This window comes from Streptomyces sp. NPDC029674 (assembly GCF_044903205.1).
Classification (GTDB): Bacteria; Actinomycetota; Actinomycetes; order Streptomycetales; family Streptomycetaceae; genus Streptomyces.
This window is the reverse complement of record NZ_JBJDPY010000005.1, coordinates 175,737-194,789: the sequence shown is the minus strand read 5'-3', so window position 1 is coordinate 194,789 and position 19,053 is coordinate 175,737. Positions and strand designations below refer to the sequence as shown.

The following is a 19,053-nucleotide window of genomic DNA, read 5'->3' as shown; positions in this document are numbered from 1 at the left end:
GGGTCAGGTCGTCGTGGCCGGGTGCTCGCCGTGCCAGGAGTGCCAGAGCGCGGCGTAGGCGCCGTCGGCCGTCACGAGTTCGTCGTGCGTGCCGAGCTCCGTCACCCGGCCGTCCTCCATGACCGCCACGCGGTCCGCGTCGTGGGCCGTCTGCAGACGGTGCGCGATGGCGATGACGGTGCGCCCGCGAAGGACGGCGGCCAGGGCCCGTTCCGTGTGCCGTGCTGTCGTCGGGTCCAGGAGCGCGGTGGCCTCGTCGAGGATGAGCGTGTGCGGGTCGGCGAGCACGACACGGGCGAGGGCCAGCTGCTGGGCCTGCGCTCCGTGCAGGCGGTGACCCCCGGGGCCCAGCTCGGTGTCGAGACCGTCCGCCAGGCCGTCGGACCAGTCGGCACCGACCGCGGCGAGGGCGGCCTTCAGCTCGACGTCCGTGGCGGACTCCGCCGCGATGACGAGGTTGTCCCGGAGGGTGCCGAGGAAGACGTGGTGCTCCTGGGTGACGAGGACGACCTGACGGCGCAGCCGGTCGGGCGGAAGGTCGGCGATCGGTACGCCGCCGACGGTCACTGTGCCTTCGGCCGGCGCGTCGATCCCCGCGAGGAGTCGGCTCAGGGTGCTCTTGCCCGCCCCCGAGGGCCCGACGATCGCGAGCCGCTCTCCGGGATATACAGAGAGGTCGACGCCGTGCAGGACGTCGGCGCCACCGCGGTAGGCGAAGCGCACCCCGCTGACCTCGATGCGGTCGTCCTCGGGGGTGGTGCCGGGACGGGGGACGGAAAGGGCGGCAATAGGAGTGCCGATGTTGGTGCGCCCCGTCGGGGCGCAGGCCAGGCCTTCGACCCGGGCGAAGGCGGCGCCACTGCTCTGCAGCTGTTCCACCTGCTGCAGGATCGTGTCCAGCGGCTGGGAGAGCTGCTGCAGGTAGAGGGCCGAAGCGACCACCGTGCCCAGGCTCACGGAGCCCTGGTCGTGCAGTACCCCTCCCAAAAGCAGCACGGCGACGACCGGGACGGCGTACGAAATGTCGATGGAGGGGAAAAGGACGTTGCGCAGGAACAGCGTCCGTTCGTGGGCGACGACGCACCGCTCGATCTCAGCCTCGCTGTCCGCGACGCGGCGCTCGCGCAGGCGCAGGGCCTCTATGGTGCGGGCCCCGGACGCCGTGGCAGCGAGCACCTCGGCGAGTGCGGAGTGGGCCGTGCCCTGCTCGAGGTAGGCGGAGTGCGCACGGCGCAGGTACCAGCGGGTGACGAACCGGATGCCGGTGAGACCGAGCACACCGCACACCCCGAGCAGGGGGTCGAGCAGAAGGACCGCGCCGAGGATGAACAGCGCTTGCACGGCCGCCACGAAGACATCCGGGCCGGTGTCGCGCAGCATCTGCCCGGCGGTCGCCACATCGGTGGTGCCGCGGGCTGTCAGATCGCCCGCACCGGCCCGCTCCACGACCGAGGCGGGCATGCAACCATCCACGAATCCTAACCACCTCTGCTCCGGCGCGAACAGAGCTCCTCCTACCCGTGCCAGGACCGCCACAGCGCCGCGTACGCGCCGTTCGCCGCCACCAACTGGTCATGGCTGCCCAGTTCGCTGATCCGGCCGCTTTCGACCACCGCGATGACGTCGGCGTCATGTGCCGTGTGCAGCCGGTGCGCGATGGCCACGACTGTGCGGCCGTCCAGGACGCGGGCCAGGGAGCGCTCCAGGTGCCGTGCCGCGCGCGGGTCGAGGAGCGAGGTCGCCTCGTCCAGGACCAGTGTGTGCGGGTCGGCGAGTACCAGTCGTGCCAGAGCGATCTGCTGGGCCTGCGCGGGCGTCAGTGCGAACCCGCCCGAGCCGACCTCGGTGTCCAGGCCCTCGTCGAGGCCGCGTGCCCAGTCGGCCGCGTCGACCGCGCCGAGCGCCGCCCACAGTTCGGCGTCCCGTGCTCCGGTCCTGGCGAGGAGCAGATTGTCGCGCAGGGAGCCCACGAAGACGTGGTGTTCCTGGTTGACCAGGGCCACATGGGTGCGCACCGCCTCCGCGGGCATGGCCGACAACGCGGCGCCGCCCAGGGTGACATGACCGGTGCGAGGCCCGTAGATACCGGCAAGGAGCCTGCCCAGGGTCGACTTGCCCGCGCCCGACGGGCCCACCAGGGCGACGCGCGAGCCGGGTTCGACGGCGAGGGACACCTCGCGGAGCACGTCGACGCCCTCGCGGTAGCCGAAGTGCACGTCGTCGGCGAGGACATGCCGTCCGTCCGGAGTCACGGAGGGGTCGCCGGCGTCCGGTTCGATGTCGCGCACACCGACGAGCCGGGCCAGCGACACCTGGGCGACCTGGAGCTCGTCGTACCACCGGAGAATGATGCCCAGCGGGTCGACGAGCATCTGCGCGATCAGCACCCCCGTGGTCAGCTGGCCGACGCCGATCCAGCCCTGGAGGACGAAGACTCCGCCGATCATGAGCGTCGAGCAGAGCACGAGCGTGTGGGTGAAGTTGATCACCGGGAAGAGGACCGACCGCAGGTAGAGCGTGTACCGCTCCCATGCGGTCCACTCCGCGATGCGGCGCTCCGACAGTTCGATGCGGCGGCGGCCGAGGCGGTGGGCCTCCACCGTGCGTCCGGCGTCGACGGTCTCGGTGAGCGCGGCGGCCACGGCGGCGTACCCGGCGGCCTCCGAACGGTAGGCGGAGGGAGCCCGTTTGAAGTACCAGCGGCAGCCCACGACGAGAAGGGGAACGGCGACGAGCACGGCGGGTGCCAGCGGCGGCGCGGTCACGACGAGACCGCCGAGCAGCAGCACCACCCACACCACGCCGATGGCGAGCTGCGGCACGGCCTCGCGCATGGCGTTGGCCAGCCGGTCGATGTCCGTGGTGATGCGCGACAGCAGATCGCCGGTACCGGCCCGCTCCAGGACGCCGGGCGGCAGTCCGACGGAGCGTACGAGAAAGTCCTCGCGCAGATCCGCCAGCATCCGCTCGCCGAGCATCGCACCGCGCAGCCGCACTTCGCGCACGAAGAAGGCCTGCACGACGAGGGCGGCCGCGAACAGGCCGATGGTCAGCTCCAGGTGGAGGTCGCGGGTGTCGTCCGAGACCTTCTCGACCAGGCCGCCGAGGAGATAGGGGCCGACCATCGAGGCGACGACGGCGAGCGTGTTCACCAGGATGAGCAGGAGGAACGACCGGCGGTGGCGCTGGAACAGTTCGCGCACGTAGTCGCGCACGGTCGCGGCCGAGCCGACGGGCAGGGTCTCCGCCGTCGTGGGGGCCGCCGGATCGTATGCCGGGGGCGCCAGGCCGATCATGCCGTCTCCTCGATGTCGAAATCTGTCAGGGCTTCCGGATCGGCCGGGACTTCCGAGCCCGCGAGGGCCTCAGCGGCGAGGCGTTCGGTGTCGGTCTCGCGGGTCACGACCGCGCGGTATCGCGGTTCGCTGTGCATCAGTTCACGGTGCGCGCCGACCGCCGCGACCTCGCCGTCGGCCAGGAAGACGACACGCTCGGCACGGTCGAGGAGCAGCGGCGACGAGGTGAGCACGACGGTGGTGCGTCCCCGGCGCAGTTGCCGGATGCCGTCCGCCACCCGGGCCTCGGTGTGCGAGTCCACGGCGGACGTGGGCTCGTCGAGTACCAGCGCCTCGGGGTCGGTGACCAGCGAGCGGGCCAGCGCGAGGCGTTGGCGCTGGCCTCCGGAGAGGGAGCGGCCGCGCTCCGTGAGGTGGGCGGCCATCGGGTCGTCGTCCACCGACGCCTGCGCGAGCGCGTCCAGGACATCGGAGCACTGCGCCGCGGCCAGCGCCTCCTCCGGACTGACCTCTCCCGATGCCGGTACGTCGAGGAGGGCGCGGAGGGTTCCGGAGAGCAGGACGGGGTCCTTGTCCTGGACCAGGACCGCGGTGCGGGCGGCGGCCAGCGGGAGGTCGTCCAGCGGTACGTTTCCGAGACGTACGGACGGCAGGCCCGCGGCCTCGTCGAACGCGGGGTGTCCGCCGAGCCGTTCCGCGAGCCGTCCCGCCTCGTCCGGGTCGCCGCAGACCACGGCGGTGAGGCGGCCGGCCGGGGCGAGCAGGCCCGTCGCCGGGTCGTACAGGTCACCGGAGGGCTCAGGTGCGGCAGCCGCCGAAGGCTGCGGATCCGTGGAACCTGCCGCCGTCCGTTCCAGGGCGAGAACCCGGGCCGCCCGCTTGGCGGAGGGCCGGGAGAAGGAGTACGCCATGGCGATCTCTTCGAAGTGCCGCAGCGGATAATTGAGCATCATGATGGCGCTGTAGACGGTGACGAGCTCGCCCACCGTGACGCGGCCCTCGCGGGCGAGGTGCACGCCGTGCCAGACGACCGCGATCAGCAGCAGCCCCGGCATCAGGATCTGGATCGCCGAGATGACGGCCCACATCCGTGCGCTGCGGACCGCGGCGGTGCGTACCTCCTGTGAGGCGCGGCGGTAGCGGTCGAGGAAGAGTTCCTCGCCGCCGATGCCGCGCAGCACCCGCAGTCCGGCGACGGTGTCCGACGCCAGTTCGGTGGCACGGCCGGCCTTCTCGCGTTGGAAGTCCGCCCGGCGGGTGGCGCGGGGCAGCAGCGGCAGTACGGCCAGCGCGAGCACCGGGATGCCGACAGCGACGACGACGCCGAGCGCGGGCTGGTAGATGACGAGGCCGACGCAGACCAGGACGACGGTGAGCGCGGCCGCCGCGAACCGCGAAAGGGCCTCCACGAACCAGCCGATCTTCTCGACGTCGCCGGTGGATACGGCCACGACCTCACCGGCGGCGACGCGCCGGGTCAGCGCGGAGCCGAGTGCGGCGGTCTTGCGGGCGAGCAGCTGCTGCACGCGCGCCGCGGCGGTGATCCAGTTGGTGACCGCGGTGCGATGCAGCATGGTGTCGCCCACCGCGATGCCGATGCCGAGGAGACCGATCAGCGCGCCCGCGAGGGCGAGCCGTCCGCCGGACCGGTCGAGCACGGCTTCGACGGCGACGCCGACCATGTAGGGCAGGCCCGCGATGGAGGTGAAGTGCAGCAGGCCCCAGGCGAGGGACTTGAGCTGTCCGCCGAGCTGGTTGCGGCCGAGCCACAGCAGGAAGCGCGGCCCCGACCGGACATCGGGGACGCCGGGGTCGGTGAACGGGAGGTCGCGAATCTGCATGATGTCCCAGGACTAGGCGCGGCGGCCGTCGCTCCGACGAGGTGGCCGAAGAAGTGAACGGCGGTAACAAACCGTGAAAGGTTCGCCTCGCGCGGTGGTCCGAGGCAAACGGTTTTCCGTCCCGAGGTAAAGAATCGGCCCGGTCCTGGCATGTGCCGCGGCACTGGGCGGGGGCAGCGCGGGCCGGGTGCGACCATGGACGGATGCGAATAGCCGGTGGGGTGCGAGTGGTGGTCGCGGCAGCGGCCTGCGGTGTTCTTCTGACGTCCTGCGCGAGCGGCGACGACGGGGGGTCGCAGAAAGGCGACGGCGGCTCGCGGAATGCCGGAGCCGGCGCGAAGGGCGGCGAGAGCGCCCACGCCGGGGCTGAGAATCCGCGGCGCATCCCGGACGTCGGTGACCGTCTGCAGTCCAGGATTCCCCGGAACTCCCGCCAGGTCGTGGCCGTCTACGGTGCCGGCGAGGACTCGGCGAAGTCGACCGTGGTGCTCTACACGAAGTCGGGGAGCAAGGACACCACTTGGGAGAAGGCCCGCAGCTGGCCCGCGCACAACGGCAAGAAGGGCTGGACCACCGACCACCGCGAGAACGACAAGCGCAGTCCGGTCGGCGTGTTCACGCTCACCGACGCGGGCGGCGTCCTCGCGGACCCGGGAGCCAAATTTCCCTACACGGAGTCGGTGTCCATGCAGGCCCCGCACTACTGGCCGAAGACGCACTGGCACGACTTCGACTACGTCATCGCCATCGACTACAACCGCGCCAAGGGCACCCCGCCGAACGACCCGACGCGCCCGCAGGGCCAGGCCAAGGGCGGCAGCATCTGGCTGCACATGGACCACGGCAGCGGTACGTCGGGCTGCGTGAGCCTGTCCAAGGCGGGCATGAAGTACCTGCTGCGCACGCTCGACCCGAAGCAGCACCCGGTCGTGGTGATGGGCGACAGGACGAACCTAGGGGCCTGAGCGGTGCGGGCCGGCGGCAGCACCATTGCGGTGATCGGCGACTGGCCATAGAAATCCCCCATGAGAAGACGCGTCATGTCCATGCTCGCCGGAGCGACCCTCGCGGCGAGCACCCTCCTCGGCGCCGGTCCGGCCGCGGCCGCCACGCCTCCACCGGAGTTCGGGAACGACTGGCACGACCCGGTCACCGCCGCGCCGCCCATACCGAAACCACACACCAAGTCCTGCGAAGTGACGGTCGCCGAAGCGCAGTTCAAGGACTTCACGCCGTACGAGGGCGACTACACCCCTCCGGAGAGGTGCGGTAAGGGCGACTGGGGCAAGGTGGTCCTGCGGCTGGACGGAAAGGTCAAGGGGCGTCAGTACGACCGTCTCGGCTACCTCCGAGTCGGCGGCGTCGAAATCTTCCGTACGTCGACTCCGCAGCCGTCGGTCGACGGCATCACCTGGTCCGTGGAGAAGGACGTCACCCGGTACAGCGAAACGCTGAGCCACGACCAACACGTCGAGATGCTCATCGGGAACGTCGTCAACGACACCTACACCGGGATCATCGACGTCAAGGTGACGCTGACGTTCTACCAGCAGCGGAAGGCGGATGCCGCCGACCGTGGGACGCCCGACCGGATCATCCCCCTCGGCGACGGCACCACCGGCACCACCCTCACCACTCCACGCAACAGTGAACGCATCGTCGCCGAGGTGTACGCCACCGGCTCCGGCGGAGGCTGCGAGGAGTACTGGTACCTGACCGTGCCCGACGCCGCGCCCTACTCCTGCAAGGCTGACGGCGGCCCCTACCGCGAGGTGCAGGTCAAGGTCGACGGCCGCCTCGCGGGCATCGCCGCGCCGTTCCCCACCGTGTGGACCGGCGGCTGGTCGAACCCCTTCCTCTGGTACGTGGTCCCCGGGCCGCGCGCCTTCGACATCAAGCCCATCGAGTACGACCTGACACCCTTCGCGGGCATCCTCAACGACGGCCGCCCGCACCGGGTGGAGGTCTCCGTCGCGGGCGTGCCCGAGGCGCAGACCGGCTGGAGCACGCCGGTCAACGTCATGGTCTGGCAGGACGAGAAGAGCGACCGCGTCACCGGCAGGCTGACCCGCCACAAGGAGGGCGATCTCGCCAACAAGTCGACATACAGCCCCGGTTCGGGCGGCGAGGCGCACCGGCTCGACACGGAGGGCGGCCACCGGCTCAGCGTCTCGGGGTACGTGAACACCTCACACGGCCGCGTCGCGACGACCGTGACCCGCACCCTCGCGAACACGTCCGTCCACCGCTGGACCGACGGTGAGTCGATGGACGCGCTCAAGGCCACCTGGACCGACCGCGAGACGGTCACGACGGGCCACCGCGCGGTGCGCACCGCCCGGACGTACACCATGGACGGGACCACGACCCTCGGGGCCGGCGATCGGCTGCGGACCGAGATCTCCCTCGGGGACCGCGCCGAGAGCACGACGAAACAAGGCGGTCGGCGGACCGGCTGGTCGGTGCTGGACGACCGTTACGACGGCGACGCGACGTACACCGTCAACGTCCCGCGCGAGCAGCGGCACGCCGTGGGCACGTCGCGCGAGCGCTACCGGCTGCTCGGCGACGCGGGCTGCTACGACCGGAGCATCTCCACCGTCCAGGGGACCCTGACGGAGGACCGCCGGCGCTGCTGACCGGGCGAGGACGCTCGGGCTCGGTGGCATGAACCCCGCCACCGAGCCCGCCCGGGTCTCGTATCCCTCAGCCCTCTACGCCTTCGGCTTCTCCGAGTCGATCCCCGGCCGTGCCTTCTTCCACAGCCCGCGCGTGAAGTCCGGGATCGCCTGTGGCGCGCCCTTCGCCTTGATCGAGAGATGGCTCAGCGGCACGGGCGCCGTCCATGTCGCGGCGTCGTACACATCGAAGTCCGGGACCAGACCGAGCTGCATGGTCTGCATCAGCCGGAAGATCATGATGTAGTCCATGCCGCCGTGCCCGCCGGGCGGGTTGGAGTGCTCCTTCCACAGCCAGTGGTCGAAGTCGGCGTACTTGGCGAAGTCGGCCCACTGGTCGTTCGTGTGGTCCGGCTCGATGTAGATGCGGGCGGGGTAGTCCTCGAAGACGCCCTTCGTGCCGCCGAGGCTGTTGATCCGGGAGTACGGGTGTGGCGTGCTGACGTCGTGCTCCAGACGGATCACCCGGCCCTTCGCCGTCTGGACGAGGCTGATGGTGCGGTCGCTCTCGATGTACGTCTCCTTCCAGCTGGGGTCGCCCGCGGGCATGTGCGCCTTGCGGTACTCGGCGAGGCCGAGCGCGGGCGTGCCGAAGCTGGAGATGTGCGTGACGCGGTCGCCGCGGTTGACGTCCATGTAGTTGGCCGTCGGGCCGAAGCCGTGGTTGGGGTAGAGGTCGCCGCGCAGCCGGGTGTGCCAGAGGCGCCGCCACGGCCCCTCGTAGTAGTCGGGGTCGAACATCAGGCCGCGCAGGTCGTGGTTGTAGGCGCCCGCCGCGTGCAGCAGGTCACCGAACTTGCCCGCGTGCGCCATGCGCAGGACGCGCATCTCGTTCTTGCCGTAACAGCAGTTCTCCAGCTGCATACAGTGCTTGCGGGTGCGCTCGGACAGGTCGACGAGCTGCCACAGTTCGTCCAGGCGCATGGCGATCGGGCACTCCACACCGACGTGCTTGCCGTTCAGCATCGCCGACTTGGCCATGGCGAAGTGGAAGTCCCAGGGCGTCGCCACGTACACGAAATCGATGTCGCCGCGCTTGCACAGGTTCTCGTAGTCGTGCTCGCCCTTGGTGTACGTCGCGGGGGTCGGCTGGCCCGCGGCCGTGACCTTCTTCGCGGCGGCCGCGGTCTTGTCCTTGACCGGGTCGCAGAGCGCGACGACACGCACGCCGGGTATCGCGAGGAACAGGTCGATCATGCTGCCGCCGCGGTTGCCGAGGCCGATGATCCCGACCCGTACCGTGGAGCGCCGCTCGAACGGTACGCCGATCATGGTGTCGCCCTTGCGGGCCGGGGCCGGGGCCGGGGCCTGGGCCGTGTCCGACGCGGAAGCGGCCGCGGGGGCGTCGGCGTGCGCCGTGCCGCCGGTGAAGGCGCCGACTCCGAGCCCCGCGCCGGCGAGGCCCGCCGTGCGGAGCACCGTGCGGCGGGAGCGGCCGTCCCCCGCAGTGCTTCCGGAGCCGTCGTCGGGGGTGGTGCCGTCAGGGGTCGGGGTGGCGTTCTCGTCGTGCATCGGACCTCCGTAGCTGAATGTCGGCTGGTCTCTACCACTGGGGCGGAAGCCACCCTGGTGGGGGCCCGGCCGGGGCGCAAGGGACAGGAGGAACCGAAGAGTTGGATTTATCGAGGGAGGGGGGAAGGGGAGGGGGAGGAGGGAGGACGGAGGTAACAGGGGGCGCGGGGGAGTAGCGTCACGGACGCGTCGCGCGCTCCAACTCCAGGAGTACGGAGTAGTAGCCGCGGCCCGTCGCGTGGTCCATGCCCACCTCGCACATGCGGTTCGCCGAGAGATGCGCGTCGAACGGCCGGGACGTGACCTCCGCGGCCTCCTTGCGGGTGGCCGATTCCGTGAGCTCCTTGTGGAGCATGCCGCGGTCGCCCGCGAAGGCGCAGCATCCCGCGTCGTCCGGGACGACCACCTCGTCGGCGCAGGCCTCGGCGACGGCGCGGAGCTGTGCCTCGTCTCCGAGGTGCTGCATGGAACAGGTGGGGTGCAAGACGGCGGAGCCGACCGTGCGGTGCACCGTCAGCCGGGGGAGGAGCTCGTCGGCGGCCCAGACGACGGAGTCGACGACCGTCAGCTCCCGGTGCAACTCGCGATTGTCGGCAGTCAGGTAGGGCACGACCTCGTGCGCGATGCCGAGAGTGCAGGACGAGGCGTCGACGATCAGCGGCAGGCGGCCGCCCGCCGTCCAGCCCCAGGCCGCCTCGACGATGCGGTTGGCCATGACCCTGTTCCCGGCGTCGTACCCCTTGGAGTGCCAGATCGTCGCGCAGCACGTCCCCGCGACATCGTCCGGAATGCAAACCGGCTTCCCCGCGCGCGTGGAGACGGCGACCACCGCCTCCGGGAGGGAGCGGTCGCCCGGCCCGCCGAAGATGCGGTTGACGCATGCCGGGTAGTAGACGGCCGAGGCGTCCGCGCGTGCGGTGCGCGGCAGTGTGCGCGCGGCGGCCCCGGGGATCCGCGGCAGCCACTCGGGGACGAGGTCGGGGCGCACGGCCCTGCGGGCGGTGCGGGTGACCGCGGTCAGCAGCCGGTCGCTGATCCTGTCGGCGGCGGCCACCGCCAGTCGCGCGGATGCCTCGACGGCCTTGAAGTTCTTCGCGGCGAGAGCGGCCGCCCTCTCCTCGCGCGGCGAGTGCCGCGCATGACGGAAGTCCTTCATCAGCGCCCCCGTGTCGATGCCCACCGGGCAGGCGATTCTGCAGGTCGAGTCACCCGCGCAGGTGTCCACGGCGTCGTAGCCGTACGCCTCGACGAGGCCGTCCTCGACGGGGGAGCCCGCCGGCTGGCGCATCATCTCGCGGCGCAGCACGATGCGCTGGCGCGGTGTCGTGGTCAGGTCCTCACTGGGGCAGGTCGGTTCGCAGAAGCCGCACTCGATGCACGGGTCGGCGATCGGCTCCACCTTGGGGATGGTCTTCAGCCCGCGCAGGTGGGCCTTCGGGTCGCGGTCGAGGACGATGCGGGGCGCGAGCACCCCGTCCGGATCGATGACCTGTTTCGTGCGCCACATCAACTCGGTCGCCTTCGGGCCCCATTCGAGCTCCAGGAAGGGCGCGATGTTGCGTCCCGTGGCGTGCTCGGCCTTGAGGGAGCCGTCGAAACGCTCCACGGTCAGGCGGCAGAAGTCGTCCATGAACGCGGCGTAGCGCTCCACGTCGGCGGGGACCGCCGCGTCGAAGGCGAGCAGGAAGTGGAGGTTGCCGTGCGCGGCGTGGCCCGCGACGGCGGCGTCGAAGCCGTGCCGTGTCTGGAGGTCGAGCAGCGCCTCACAGGCCTCGGCGAGCCGGCCCGGCGGAACCGCGAAGTCCTCGGTGATCAGCGTCGTCCCCGAGGGGCGGGAGCCGCCGACAGCGGTGACGAACGCCTTGCGCGCCTTCCAGTAGCCGCCGATGGTCTTCGCGTCGCGCGTGAAAGCGTTCGTCACCGAGGGGACGGGCGCGACCAGTTCGAGCCCTTCGAGGACCTCGGCGGCCGCCGCCTCGTACGTCTCCTGTGTGGCCTCGTCCGGGGCACGGAACTCCACCAGGAGCGCGGCCGTGGACTTCGGAAGACCTGCCCAGTCGGCGGGCACGCCCCGCACGCTGACCGACGCGCGCAGGGTGTTGCCGTCCATCAGCTCGACGGCGAGCGCGCCGGCGGCGTTGAACAGCGGCACCGCGGCGGCGGCCGCGGGCAGCGAGGGGAAGAACAGCAGGGCGGTCGTCGTGTGCCGGTCCAGCGGCAGGGTCTCGAAGACGACTTCGGAGATGAAGCCGAAGGTGCCCTCGGAGCCGACCATCAGGCCGCGCAGGATCTCCACGGGTGTCGTGCCGTCGAGGAAGGCGTCGAGGCGGTAGCCGTTGGTGTTCTTGATCTCGTACTTGGCGCGGATGCGGGCCACCAGCGCGGCGTCCGCCTCGATCTCCCGCTTGACGGCCAGCAGGCCCTCGCACAGGTCCGGCTCCGCGTGCGCCAGCTGCTCGTCGGCATCCGGCTGCGCCGTGTCCACGACCGTCCCGGAGGGGAGTACGAAGGTCAGCGAGGCGACCGTGCGGTACGAGTTACGGGTGGTGCCCGCGGTCATGCCCGACGCGTTGTTCGCGACGACGCCGCCGACCGTGCAGGCGATCGCGCTCGCCGGGTCCGGGCCGAGCACCCGGCCGTACCGGGACAGTGTGGCGTTGGCGCGCACGATCGTCGTGCCGGGCCCGATGCGCGCCCGCTCGCCCCCGCCGAGCACCTCGATGCCCGACCAGTGCTTGCGCACGTCGACGAGGATGTCCTCGCCCTGCGCCTGTCCGTTCAGTGACGTACCGGCCGCGCGGAAGACGACTTCGCGGCCCTTCCCGTGCGCGTACGACAGGACCGCCGACACGTCGTCGATGTCCTCGGGGACGACCACGACCTGCGGCACGAAGCGGTAGGGGCTGGCATCCGACGCGTACCGCACCAGGTCGGAGATGTTCGTCAGGACCTTCTCTGCGCCGAGCAGCGCGGCCAGTTCGGAGCGCAGCGGCTCAGGGGCGCCGCCGCTCCGCCGGTCCGGCACGCGGTCGTGCGCCGGACCCTCCGTGCGCGACGCGGGACCGGGGCGCAGGGCGTCCGGCTCGGGCTCCAGCAGTGGCATGAGCTCTCCTCGGCGGCGGTCGGTGTCAGCAGTGGCGGACGTCCGGCTCGAACAGCGCGTTCAGCAGCACGCCCAGCTGTGCGCGCTGCTCGGTGTCCAGTGGAGCCAGGATGTCCTCGGCGGCGGCGCGGCGCGCGCCGCGCAGCTCACCCAGGGCCTTGAGACCCGCGTCGGTGAGTTCGATGCGGATCACCCGGCGGTTGGTGAGGTCGGGCGCCCGTCGCACGAGATCGGCGGATTCCAACCCGTCGACCAGGGTGGTCACGGCGCGCGGCACCACTTCGAGACGCTCGGCGAGGTCGGCCATGCGCGGCGGGGTCTCGTAGTGCGCGAGGGTGCGCAGCAGGCGGGACTGGGCGGGCGTGATGCCGGTCGGCACCAGATGACGCTTCTGGATCCGCTGCAGCCTGCGGGTCAGCCGCAGCAACTGTTCGGCGAGCAGGCCGTCGGGGTCCGGAGAGTTCATGCGGGAACATTACCAGGACCTTGTGCATTGTGAGTATAGGTAACAGTGAGCTATGCTCCCTGAGTCATCGTCGTCCGAAATCCCGAAGGAGCCCATGCGTCACGACGAACCCACCTGGACGCCGCAGCCCCCCGCCCCCGGCGAGGAGCCGCCGCCGCGCCAGCTGCGCCGCATCCTCCGCCTCTTCCGGCCGTACCGAGGCCGTCTCGCCATCGTGGGCCTGCTGGTCTGCGCCGCGTCGCTCGTCTCGGTCGCGACCCCGTTCCTGCTCAAGGAGATCCTCGACACCGCCCTGCCGCAGGGGCGCACGGGCCTGCTGAGTCTGCTCGCGCTCGGCATGATCCTCAGCGCGGTCGTCACGAGCGTCTTCGGCGTCCTCCAGACGCTGATCAGCACATCCGTGGGCCAGCGCGTCATGCACGACCTGCGCACCGCGGTCTACGGCCGGCTGCAGAGCATGTCCCTGGCCTTCTTCACCCGCACCCGCACGGGCGAGGTCCAGTCCCGGATCGCCAACGACATCGGAGGCATGCAGGCGACGGTCACCTCCACCGCCACATCCCTGGTCTCGAACCTGACGAGCGTCATCGCGACCGTCGTCGCCATGCTCGCCCTGGACTGGCGGCTCACGGTCGTCTCGCTCCTCCTGCTCCCCGTATTCGTGTGGATCAGCCGCCGTGTCGGCCGCGAGCGCAAGAAGATCGCCACGCAGCGCCAGAAGCAGATGGCCGCGATGGCCGCGACCGTCACCGAATCCCTCTCGGTGAGCGGCATCGTCCTCGGCCGCACGATGGGGCGCGCCGACTCCCTCACCAAGTCCTTCGCCGAGGAGTCCGAGCAGCTCGTCGACCTGGAGATCCGGTCGAACATGGCGGGCCGCTGGCGCATGGCCGTCATCTCGATCGTCATGGCCGCCATGCCCGCCGTCATCTACTGGACCGCGGGCATCGCCTTCCAGACGGGCGGCCCGACCGTCTCGATCGGCACACTCGTCGCCTTCGTCTCGCTGCAGCAGGGCCTGTTCCGCCCGACCGTGAGCCTGCTCTCGACCGGCGTGCAGATCCAGACCTCGCTCGCCCTCTTCCAACGCATCTTCGAATACCTCGACCTGCCCGTCGACATCACCGAGCCCGCCGAGCCGGTGCGCCTCGACAAGATCAAGGGCGAGGTCCGCTTCGAGAAGGTCGAGTTCCGTTACGACGAGAAGTCGGGCCCCACGCTCCAGGACATCGACATCGTCATACCCGCGGGCGGCAGCCTCGCCGTGGTCGGGTCCACCGGCTCCGGCAAGTCGACCCTGAGCCATCTGGTACCCAGGCTCTACGATGTCACGGCGGGACGCGTCACCCTCGACGGGGTCGACGTGCGCGATCTCGACTTCGACACCCTCGCGCGCGGCGTCGGCGTGGTCTCCCAAGAGACGTATCTCTTCCACGCCTCGGTCGCGGACAACCTCCGCTTCGCCAAGCCCGACGCCACCGACGAGGAGCTCACGGCCGCCGCCCGCGCCGCCCAGATCCACGACCACATCGCGTCCCTCCCCGACGGGTACGACACGGTCGTCGGCGAGCGCGGCCACCGCTTCTCCGGTGGCGAGAAGCAGCGTCTCGCCATCGCCCGCACCATCCTGCGGGACCCGCCGGTCCTCATCCTCGACGAAGCGACCAGCGCCCTGGACACCCGCACGGAGCGAGCCGTGCAGGAAGCCATCGACGCACTGTCCGCAGGCCGGACCACCCTCACCATCGCCCACCGCCTCTCCACCGTCCGCGGCGCCGACCAGATCGTGGTCCTGGACGCCGGCCGCACCGCCGAGCGCGGCACCCACGAGGAACTCATGGAGCGCGACGGCCGTTACGCCGCCCTCGTCCGCAGAGACGCCCAACTGGAGCCGGTTACGTGAAGATATGCCAGGAATATGAGCATTTGCGGGTTACCGTGCCCGCATGCAGACCAAGACTCCGAGACGGGGCACGATTCAACTGACGCGCCGGGGCCGGATCGCCCTGATCGCGACCGGAGCCGCCGTCGCGGCCGCCGCCGTGGCGGTGCCGCTGCTGCTGCCTGACGACGACGCGCAACCCGAGACCCTGACCATCCCGGAAGGGTGGCGCTCGGGGCAGGTGTACAAGGCCGTGGACAAGGCCCTCGGGGTGCCCGCCGGCACCACGAAGAAGGCCCTTCCGAAGGCCGGTCTCAAACTTCCCCGCGACGCCCGTGGCAACCCCGAGGGGTATCTCTTCCCGGCGACGTATCCGATCAGTGACCGGTCGACCCCCGCATCCGTCCTGTCGTACATGGTGAACACGGCGAACAAGAAGTTCGGCGGCGGTCAGGTCACGGCGGGCGCAGACCGGAATGCCCCCAACCTCTACCAAACCGTCACCATCGCGAGCATGATCGAGGCCGAGGCTGGCTCCAAGGAAGAGATGGGCAAGGTCGCCCGGGTCATCCACAACCGCCTCGACCAGGGCATGCCGCTACAGATGGACTCCACCATCAACTACGCGCTCAACCGTTCCACACTGGCCACCAGCGAACGCGACACGAAGATCAGCAGTCCGTACAACACCTACGCACGCATGGGCCTGCCGCCCACGCCGATCGGCAACCCCGGGGAAGAGGCGATGCGGGCGGCCGTCAACCCGACTCCGGGGAACTGGCTGTACTTCGTGACCGTAAAGCCGGGGGACACGCGGTTTACGGCCAGCTTCGAGGAACACCAGAAGAACGTGGGGGAGTTCAACAAGGCGAAGTAGCGCGACGAAGCGGGTCGGCTGCTCCTTGACCTCAACCGTGGTTCAGGTACAACGCTTTCTCTGACCGTACCGTCCTGGATGCAGGAGGAGCCGACCATGGCCGCACCGATATCACGTGCCTTTCCCGACGTCCGGCGCGCGGACGTCGGGACGATCCTCGTCAGTTCCTGGACCCTGCCGGCCCCAGGGGTCCAGAAGCAGGCCGCGGACCTGGTGATCGAGGAGTGGGAGCAGCAGAAACGCCCGGCGGGGATGCTGTCGTTCACCACCTTCCTCAGCGAGAACGGCCGTGAGGTCCTCAATTACGCCCAGTGGACGGATGACGACTCGCACCGGGAGTGGGCGCGTGCGGCCCTGAACTCCGAGGACATGCGCGGGGTCGACCGAATGGTCCTGGGCATTGAGCGGCCCGGCGAGGTGCGCTATTCGCTCTATCGCAGTTATGCGACCGAGGAGAGATCGGAAAGCACCCCGGGCGCCCTGGTCACCCCCCTCTTCGAGACCGACGGGCCGGACCGTCAGCGCGCCTTCATCGACGGCGTCGTGGCCATCCTGGAGCGGACCCGGCCGCCAGGCCTTCTCGCGGCCCATTTCCACACGAGCAAGGACGGCCGCAGGGTGCTCAACCACGGGGAGTGGACGGACATGTCGGCCTGGCGGCGCTTCACCGAAGGGGGCGGCACGGTCGAGCTGGGCGTGATGCTCGATGGCCTGGAGGGTGTCACTCCGGTGCCCACCCAGCCCAGCGTGCCGCGTTACCTCCCGTACAAGAGCCTGGTGAACGTCGCCGCACCCTGACTGAACCTCTTGTGCCGCGCTGAGTGGCGCGAGAGGCTGGCATGCGCTCCACGCGCGACCCGCAGAACCCTGGGCAACAACCGCACCGCGCACCGCACATGATCCGACCCCTCCGGTCAACGAAAGGTTCAGGTGCACCGGGAATGAGAATGCCCTCCCGTCGGCGACAGGCAGCGGTGCTGCTGTCCGCCGCGCTGACCGCCACCGGCCTGCTCGGCGCCACCCCCGCCACCTCCGCCACTTCCGCCACCCATGCGGCGGCCGACAAGAAGCTGCGGCTCGCGAGCGGCTCCGAGCTCCCGGTGCCGGACGGCTGGATCGTCGTGCTGAAGGAACAAGAACAGCAACGCGTACCGGGACCGCAAGGCGTGGCGCGTGAGCTCGTCGGCCGGGCCGAAGGGGCGCGGCTCGGGCACGTGTACCAGTCGGCGCTGCGCGGCTTCTCCGCGCGGATGAGCCGGGCGCAGGCCGCCCGGCTGGCCGCCGACCCCCGTGTCGCGTACGTCCGCCAGGACACCCGGATCCGGATCGACACCCCGCGGGCCACCCAGCTTCGGGCCGGGGCCGACGGGACCGCCGCCTCCGAACAGACACAGACCGACGCGCCGTGGGGCCTCGACCGCATCGACCAACGCCGCCTGCCGCTGTCGACCACGTACACCTATCGCACCACCGCTCCCGGCGTGAGCGTGTACGTCGTCGACACGGGACTGCGCACCACCCACACGGAGTTCGGCGGCCGGGCGTCGGTCGGGGTCGACACCGTGGGCGACGGCCGGAACGGCGACGACTGCAACGGCCACGGCACCCACGTGGGCGGCGTCGCCGCGGGCAAGACGTACGGGGTGGCCAAGGAGGCCAAGCTGGTGGCGGTGCGCGTCCTGGACTGCCAGGGCTCCGGCACCACTTCCGGGGTCGTCGCCGGAGTCGACTGGGTGACGAAGAAGGCACCGCGGCCCGCCGTCGCCAACATGAGCCTCGGTGGCGGCGCCAGCCAGGTCCTCGACACAGCGGTGCGCAACTCGATCCGTTCCGGCGTCACCTACACCGTCGCGGCGGGCAGCTCCGGCCAGTCCGGCGGCGCCTGCAACACCTCGCCCTCGCGGGTGCCCGAGACGATCAGCGTCGGTGCCAGTGACCGGAGCGACCGCCGGTCGCCGTCCTCCAACTACGGCGCCTGCGTGTCCCTGTTCGCACCCGGAGCGCAGATCCCCTCGGCGTGGAAGGACAGCGACACGTCGACGGCCACGCTCAGCGGTACGTCGATGGCCACGGCGCATGTGGCCGGCGCGGCCGCGTTGCACCTCGGCTTCCGGCCGGCGGACACCCCGGCGCAGGTGAAGAAGGGGCTCGTGGACAACGCCACCACGGGAGTACTGCAGGGCAGCCCGCCGGTCACTCCGGACAAACTGCTCTACACGCTGTACCTGCCCTAGCGTTTCGCGCGGGAGGGGGTGCCGTCACACCGTGACCGGCGCCCCCGCCAGCAGCCGCTGAACGTCACGTACCGCCGCACGGCCCGCGCGGTTGGCGCCGATCGTGCTGGCCGAAGGCCCGTACCCCACCAGGTGGACGCGCGGGTCGGCGGCGGCCCGGGTGCCTTCGAGACGGATGCCGCCGCCCGGCTCGCGCAGCCGCAGCGGCGCCAGGTGGTCGACCGCCGGGCGGAAGCCCGTCGCCCAGAGGATGACGTCGGCGTCGACCCGGCGGCCGTCGTCCCACTCGACGCCGGTCGGGGTGATCCGGTCGAACATCGGCAGCCGGTCGAGGACGCCGTCGGCCCGCGCCCGCCGGATCGCGTCGTTCACCGGCAGCCCTGTCACGGACACCACGCTCCGCGGCGGCAGGCCCTGGCGCACGCGCTCCTCGACCATGGCGACGGCCGAGCGCCCCCAGTTCTCGTCGAACGGTCCCTCGCGGAACACCGGCTCACTGCGGGTGACCCAGGTCGTCGCGGCGGCGTACGGGGCGATCTCCATGAGGTGCTGGGTGCCGGACGCGCCACCGCCCACGACGATCACCCGGCGACCCTGGAAGGCCTCGGGTCCGGGGTACATCGCCGTGTGCAGCTGACGTCCGCGGAACGTGTCCTGGCCCGGGTAGCGCGGCCAGAACGGCCGGTCCCAGGTGCCCGTCGCGTTGATCAGCGCCCGCGTCGACCAGGTGCCCGCCGACGTCTCGACGAGAAGCCGGCCGCTGTCCCCCTCCCGGACCCGGCGCACGTCGACGGGGCGCCGGACCCGCAGGTCGAAGCGGCGCTCGTACTCCTCGAAGTACTCGCCGATGACCTCCGAGGACGGGCGCGCGGGGTCCGCGCCGGTCAGCTCCATGCCGGGGAGCGCGTGCATGCCGTGCACCTTCCCGTACGTCAGGGAAGGCCACCGGAACTGCCAGGCGCCGCCGGGCCGGGGCGCGTGGTCGAGGACCACGAAGTCCCGGCCCGGCCCGAAGCCGACCCGCCGCAGGTGGTAGGCGCTGGACAGGCCCGCCTGCCCGGCGCCGATGACGACGACGTCCACGTCGTGCACCGCGTCGTCCGCCGTCTCCGGCACCGCTTCCCGTACCGCCGCCGGGGCGGCCGCGTCTCGTACCCCGATGTC

General features: G+C 71.0%; 12 protein-coding genes and 1 pseudogene. 6 read left to right on the top strand and 7 right to left on the bottom strand.

The features are described 5' to 3' along the window. Positions 1 to 3: 3 nt before the first annotated feature. The 3 genes and pseudogenes from ACI2L3_RS14295 to ACI2L3_RS14285 all read right to left on the bottom strand — a co-directional run. Positions 4 to 1,461 (bottom strand): annotated as a pseudogene (locus tag ACI2L3_RS14295) (ABC transporter ATP-binding protein); the annotation flags it as partial. A gap of 53 nt (positions 1,462 to 1,514) precedes the next feature. Then, positions 1,515 to 3,296 (bottom strand): ABC transporter ATP-binding protein, encoded by a 1,782-nt coding sequence (locus tag ACI2L3_RS14290; protein ID WP_404752659.1) that lies wholly within the window; start codon positions 3,294 to 3,296, stop codon positions 1,515 to 1,517. Next, entirely contained in the window at positions 3,293 to 5,137 is a 1,845-nt protein-coding gene (locus ACI2L3_RS14285) for an ABC transporter transmembrane domain-containing protein (RefSeq protein ID WP_404752658.1), read from the bottom strand. Before ACI2L3_RS14285 ends, ACI2L3_RS14290 begins: the two co-directional genes overlap by 4 nt. Positions 5,138 to 5,340: 203 nt before the next feature. Between ACI2L3_RS14285 and ACI2L3_RS14280 the strand changes: the two genes are divergently transcribed. Together ACI2L3_RS14280 and ACI2L3_RS14275 are read left to right on the top strand one after the other, a co-directional pair. Then, entirely contained in the window at positions 5,341 to 6,102 is a 762-nt protein-coding gene (locus ACI2L3_RS14280) for a L,D-transpeptidase family protein (RefSeq protein ID WP_404752657.1), read from the top strand. Between the two features lie 60 nt (positions 6,103 to 6,162). After that, positions 6,163 to 7,776 (top strand): peptide-N4-asparagine amidase, encoded by a 1,614-nt coding sequence (locus tag ACI2L3_RS14275; RefSeq protein WP_404752656.1) that lies wholly within the window; start codon positions 6,163 to 6,165, stop codon positions 7,774 to 7,776. Between the two features lie 75 nt (positions 7,777 to 7,851). Here the strand turns inward: ACI2L3_RS14275 and ACI2L3_RS14270 are convergent, their stop codons facing one another. The 3 genes from ACI2L3_RS14270 to ACI2L3_RS14260 form a co-directional block, all read right to left on the bottom strand. Beyond that, positions 7,852 to 9,327: a Gfo/Idh/MocA family protein gene (locus ACI2L3_RS14270; protein WP_404752655.1), complete on the bottom strand. Its 1,476-nt coding sequence runs from the start codon at positions 9,325 to 9,327 to the stop codon at positions 7,852 to 7,854. A 178-nt stretch (positions 9,328 to 9,505) separates the two neighbouring features. Next, positions 9,506 to 12,430 (bottom strand): FAD-binding and (Fe-S)-binding domain-containing protein, encoded by a 2,925-nt coding sequence (locus ACI2L3_RS14265; RefSeq protein WP_404752654.1) that lies wholly within the window; start codon positions 12,428 to 12,430, stop codon positions 9,506 to 9,508. 25 nt (positions 12,431 to 12,455) lie between these two features. Further along, a complete protein-coding gene (locus tag ACI2L3_RS14260; RefSeq protein WP_404752653.1) occupies positions 12,456 to 12,896 on the bottom strand; it encodes a MarR family winged helix-turn-helix transcriptional regulator in 441 nt (146 codons plus the stop codon). A 94-nt stretch (positions 12,897 to 12,990) separates the two neighbouring features. Here ACI2L3_RS14260 and ACI2L3_RS14255 point away from each other — a divergent pair, with 94 nt between their 5' ends. The 4 genes from ACI2L3_RS14255 (at position 12,991) to ACI2L3_RS14240 (ending at position 17,889) form a co-directional block, all read left to right on the top strand. Beyond that, positions 12,991 to 14,799 carry an ABC transporter ATP-binding protein gene (locus ACI2L3_RS14255; RefSeq protein ID WP_404752652.1) on the top strand — a complete coding sequence of 603 codons (1,809 nt, stop codon included), beginning with the start codon at positions 12,991 to 12,993 and terminating at the stop codon, positions 14,797 to 14,799. 43 nt (positions 14,800 to 14,842) lie between these two features. Further along, positions 14,843 to 15,655, top strand: coding sequence for an endolytic transglycosylase MltG (gene mltG, locus ACI2L3_RS14250; protein ID WP_404752651.1), 813 nt, complete (start codon positions 14,843 to 14,845; stop codon positions 15,653 to 15,655). Positions 15,656 to 15,751: 96 nt separating this feature from the next. After that, positions 15,752 to 16,453, top strand: coding sequence for an antibiotic biosynthesis monooxygenase (locus ACI2L3_RS14245; protein WP_404752650.1), 702 nt, complete (start codon positions 15,752 to 15,754; stop codon positions 16,451 to 16,453). A gap of 149 nt (positions 16,454 to 16,602) precedes the next feature. After that, positions 16,603 to 17,889 (top strand): S8 family peptidase, encoded by a 1,287-nt coding sequence (locus ACI2L3_RS14240; protein WP_404752901.1) that lies wholly within the window; start codon positions 16,603 to 16,605, stop codon positions 17,887 to 17,889. Between the two features lie 24 nt (positions 17,890 to 17,913). Here ACI2L3_RS14240 and ACI2L3_RS14235 read toward each other — a convergent pair whose 3' ends face one another. Continuing rightward, positions 17,914 to 19,005: an NAD(P)-binding domain-containing protein gene (locus tag ACI2L3_RS14235; RefSeq protein ID WP_404752900.1), complete on the bottom strand. Its 1,092-nt coding sequence runs from the start codon at positions 19,003 to 19,005 to the stop codon at positions 17,914 to 17,916. Positions 19,006 to 19,053 lie beyond the last annotated feature (48 nt).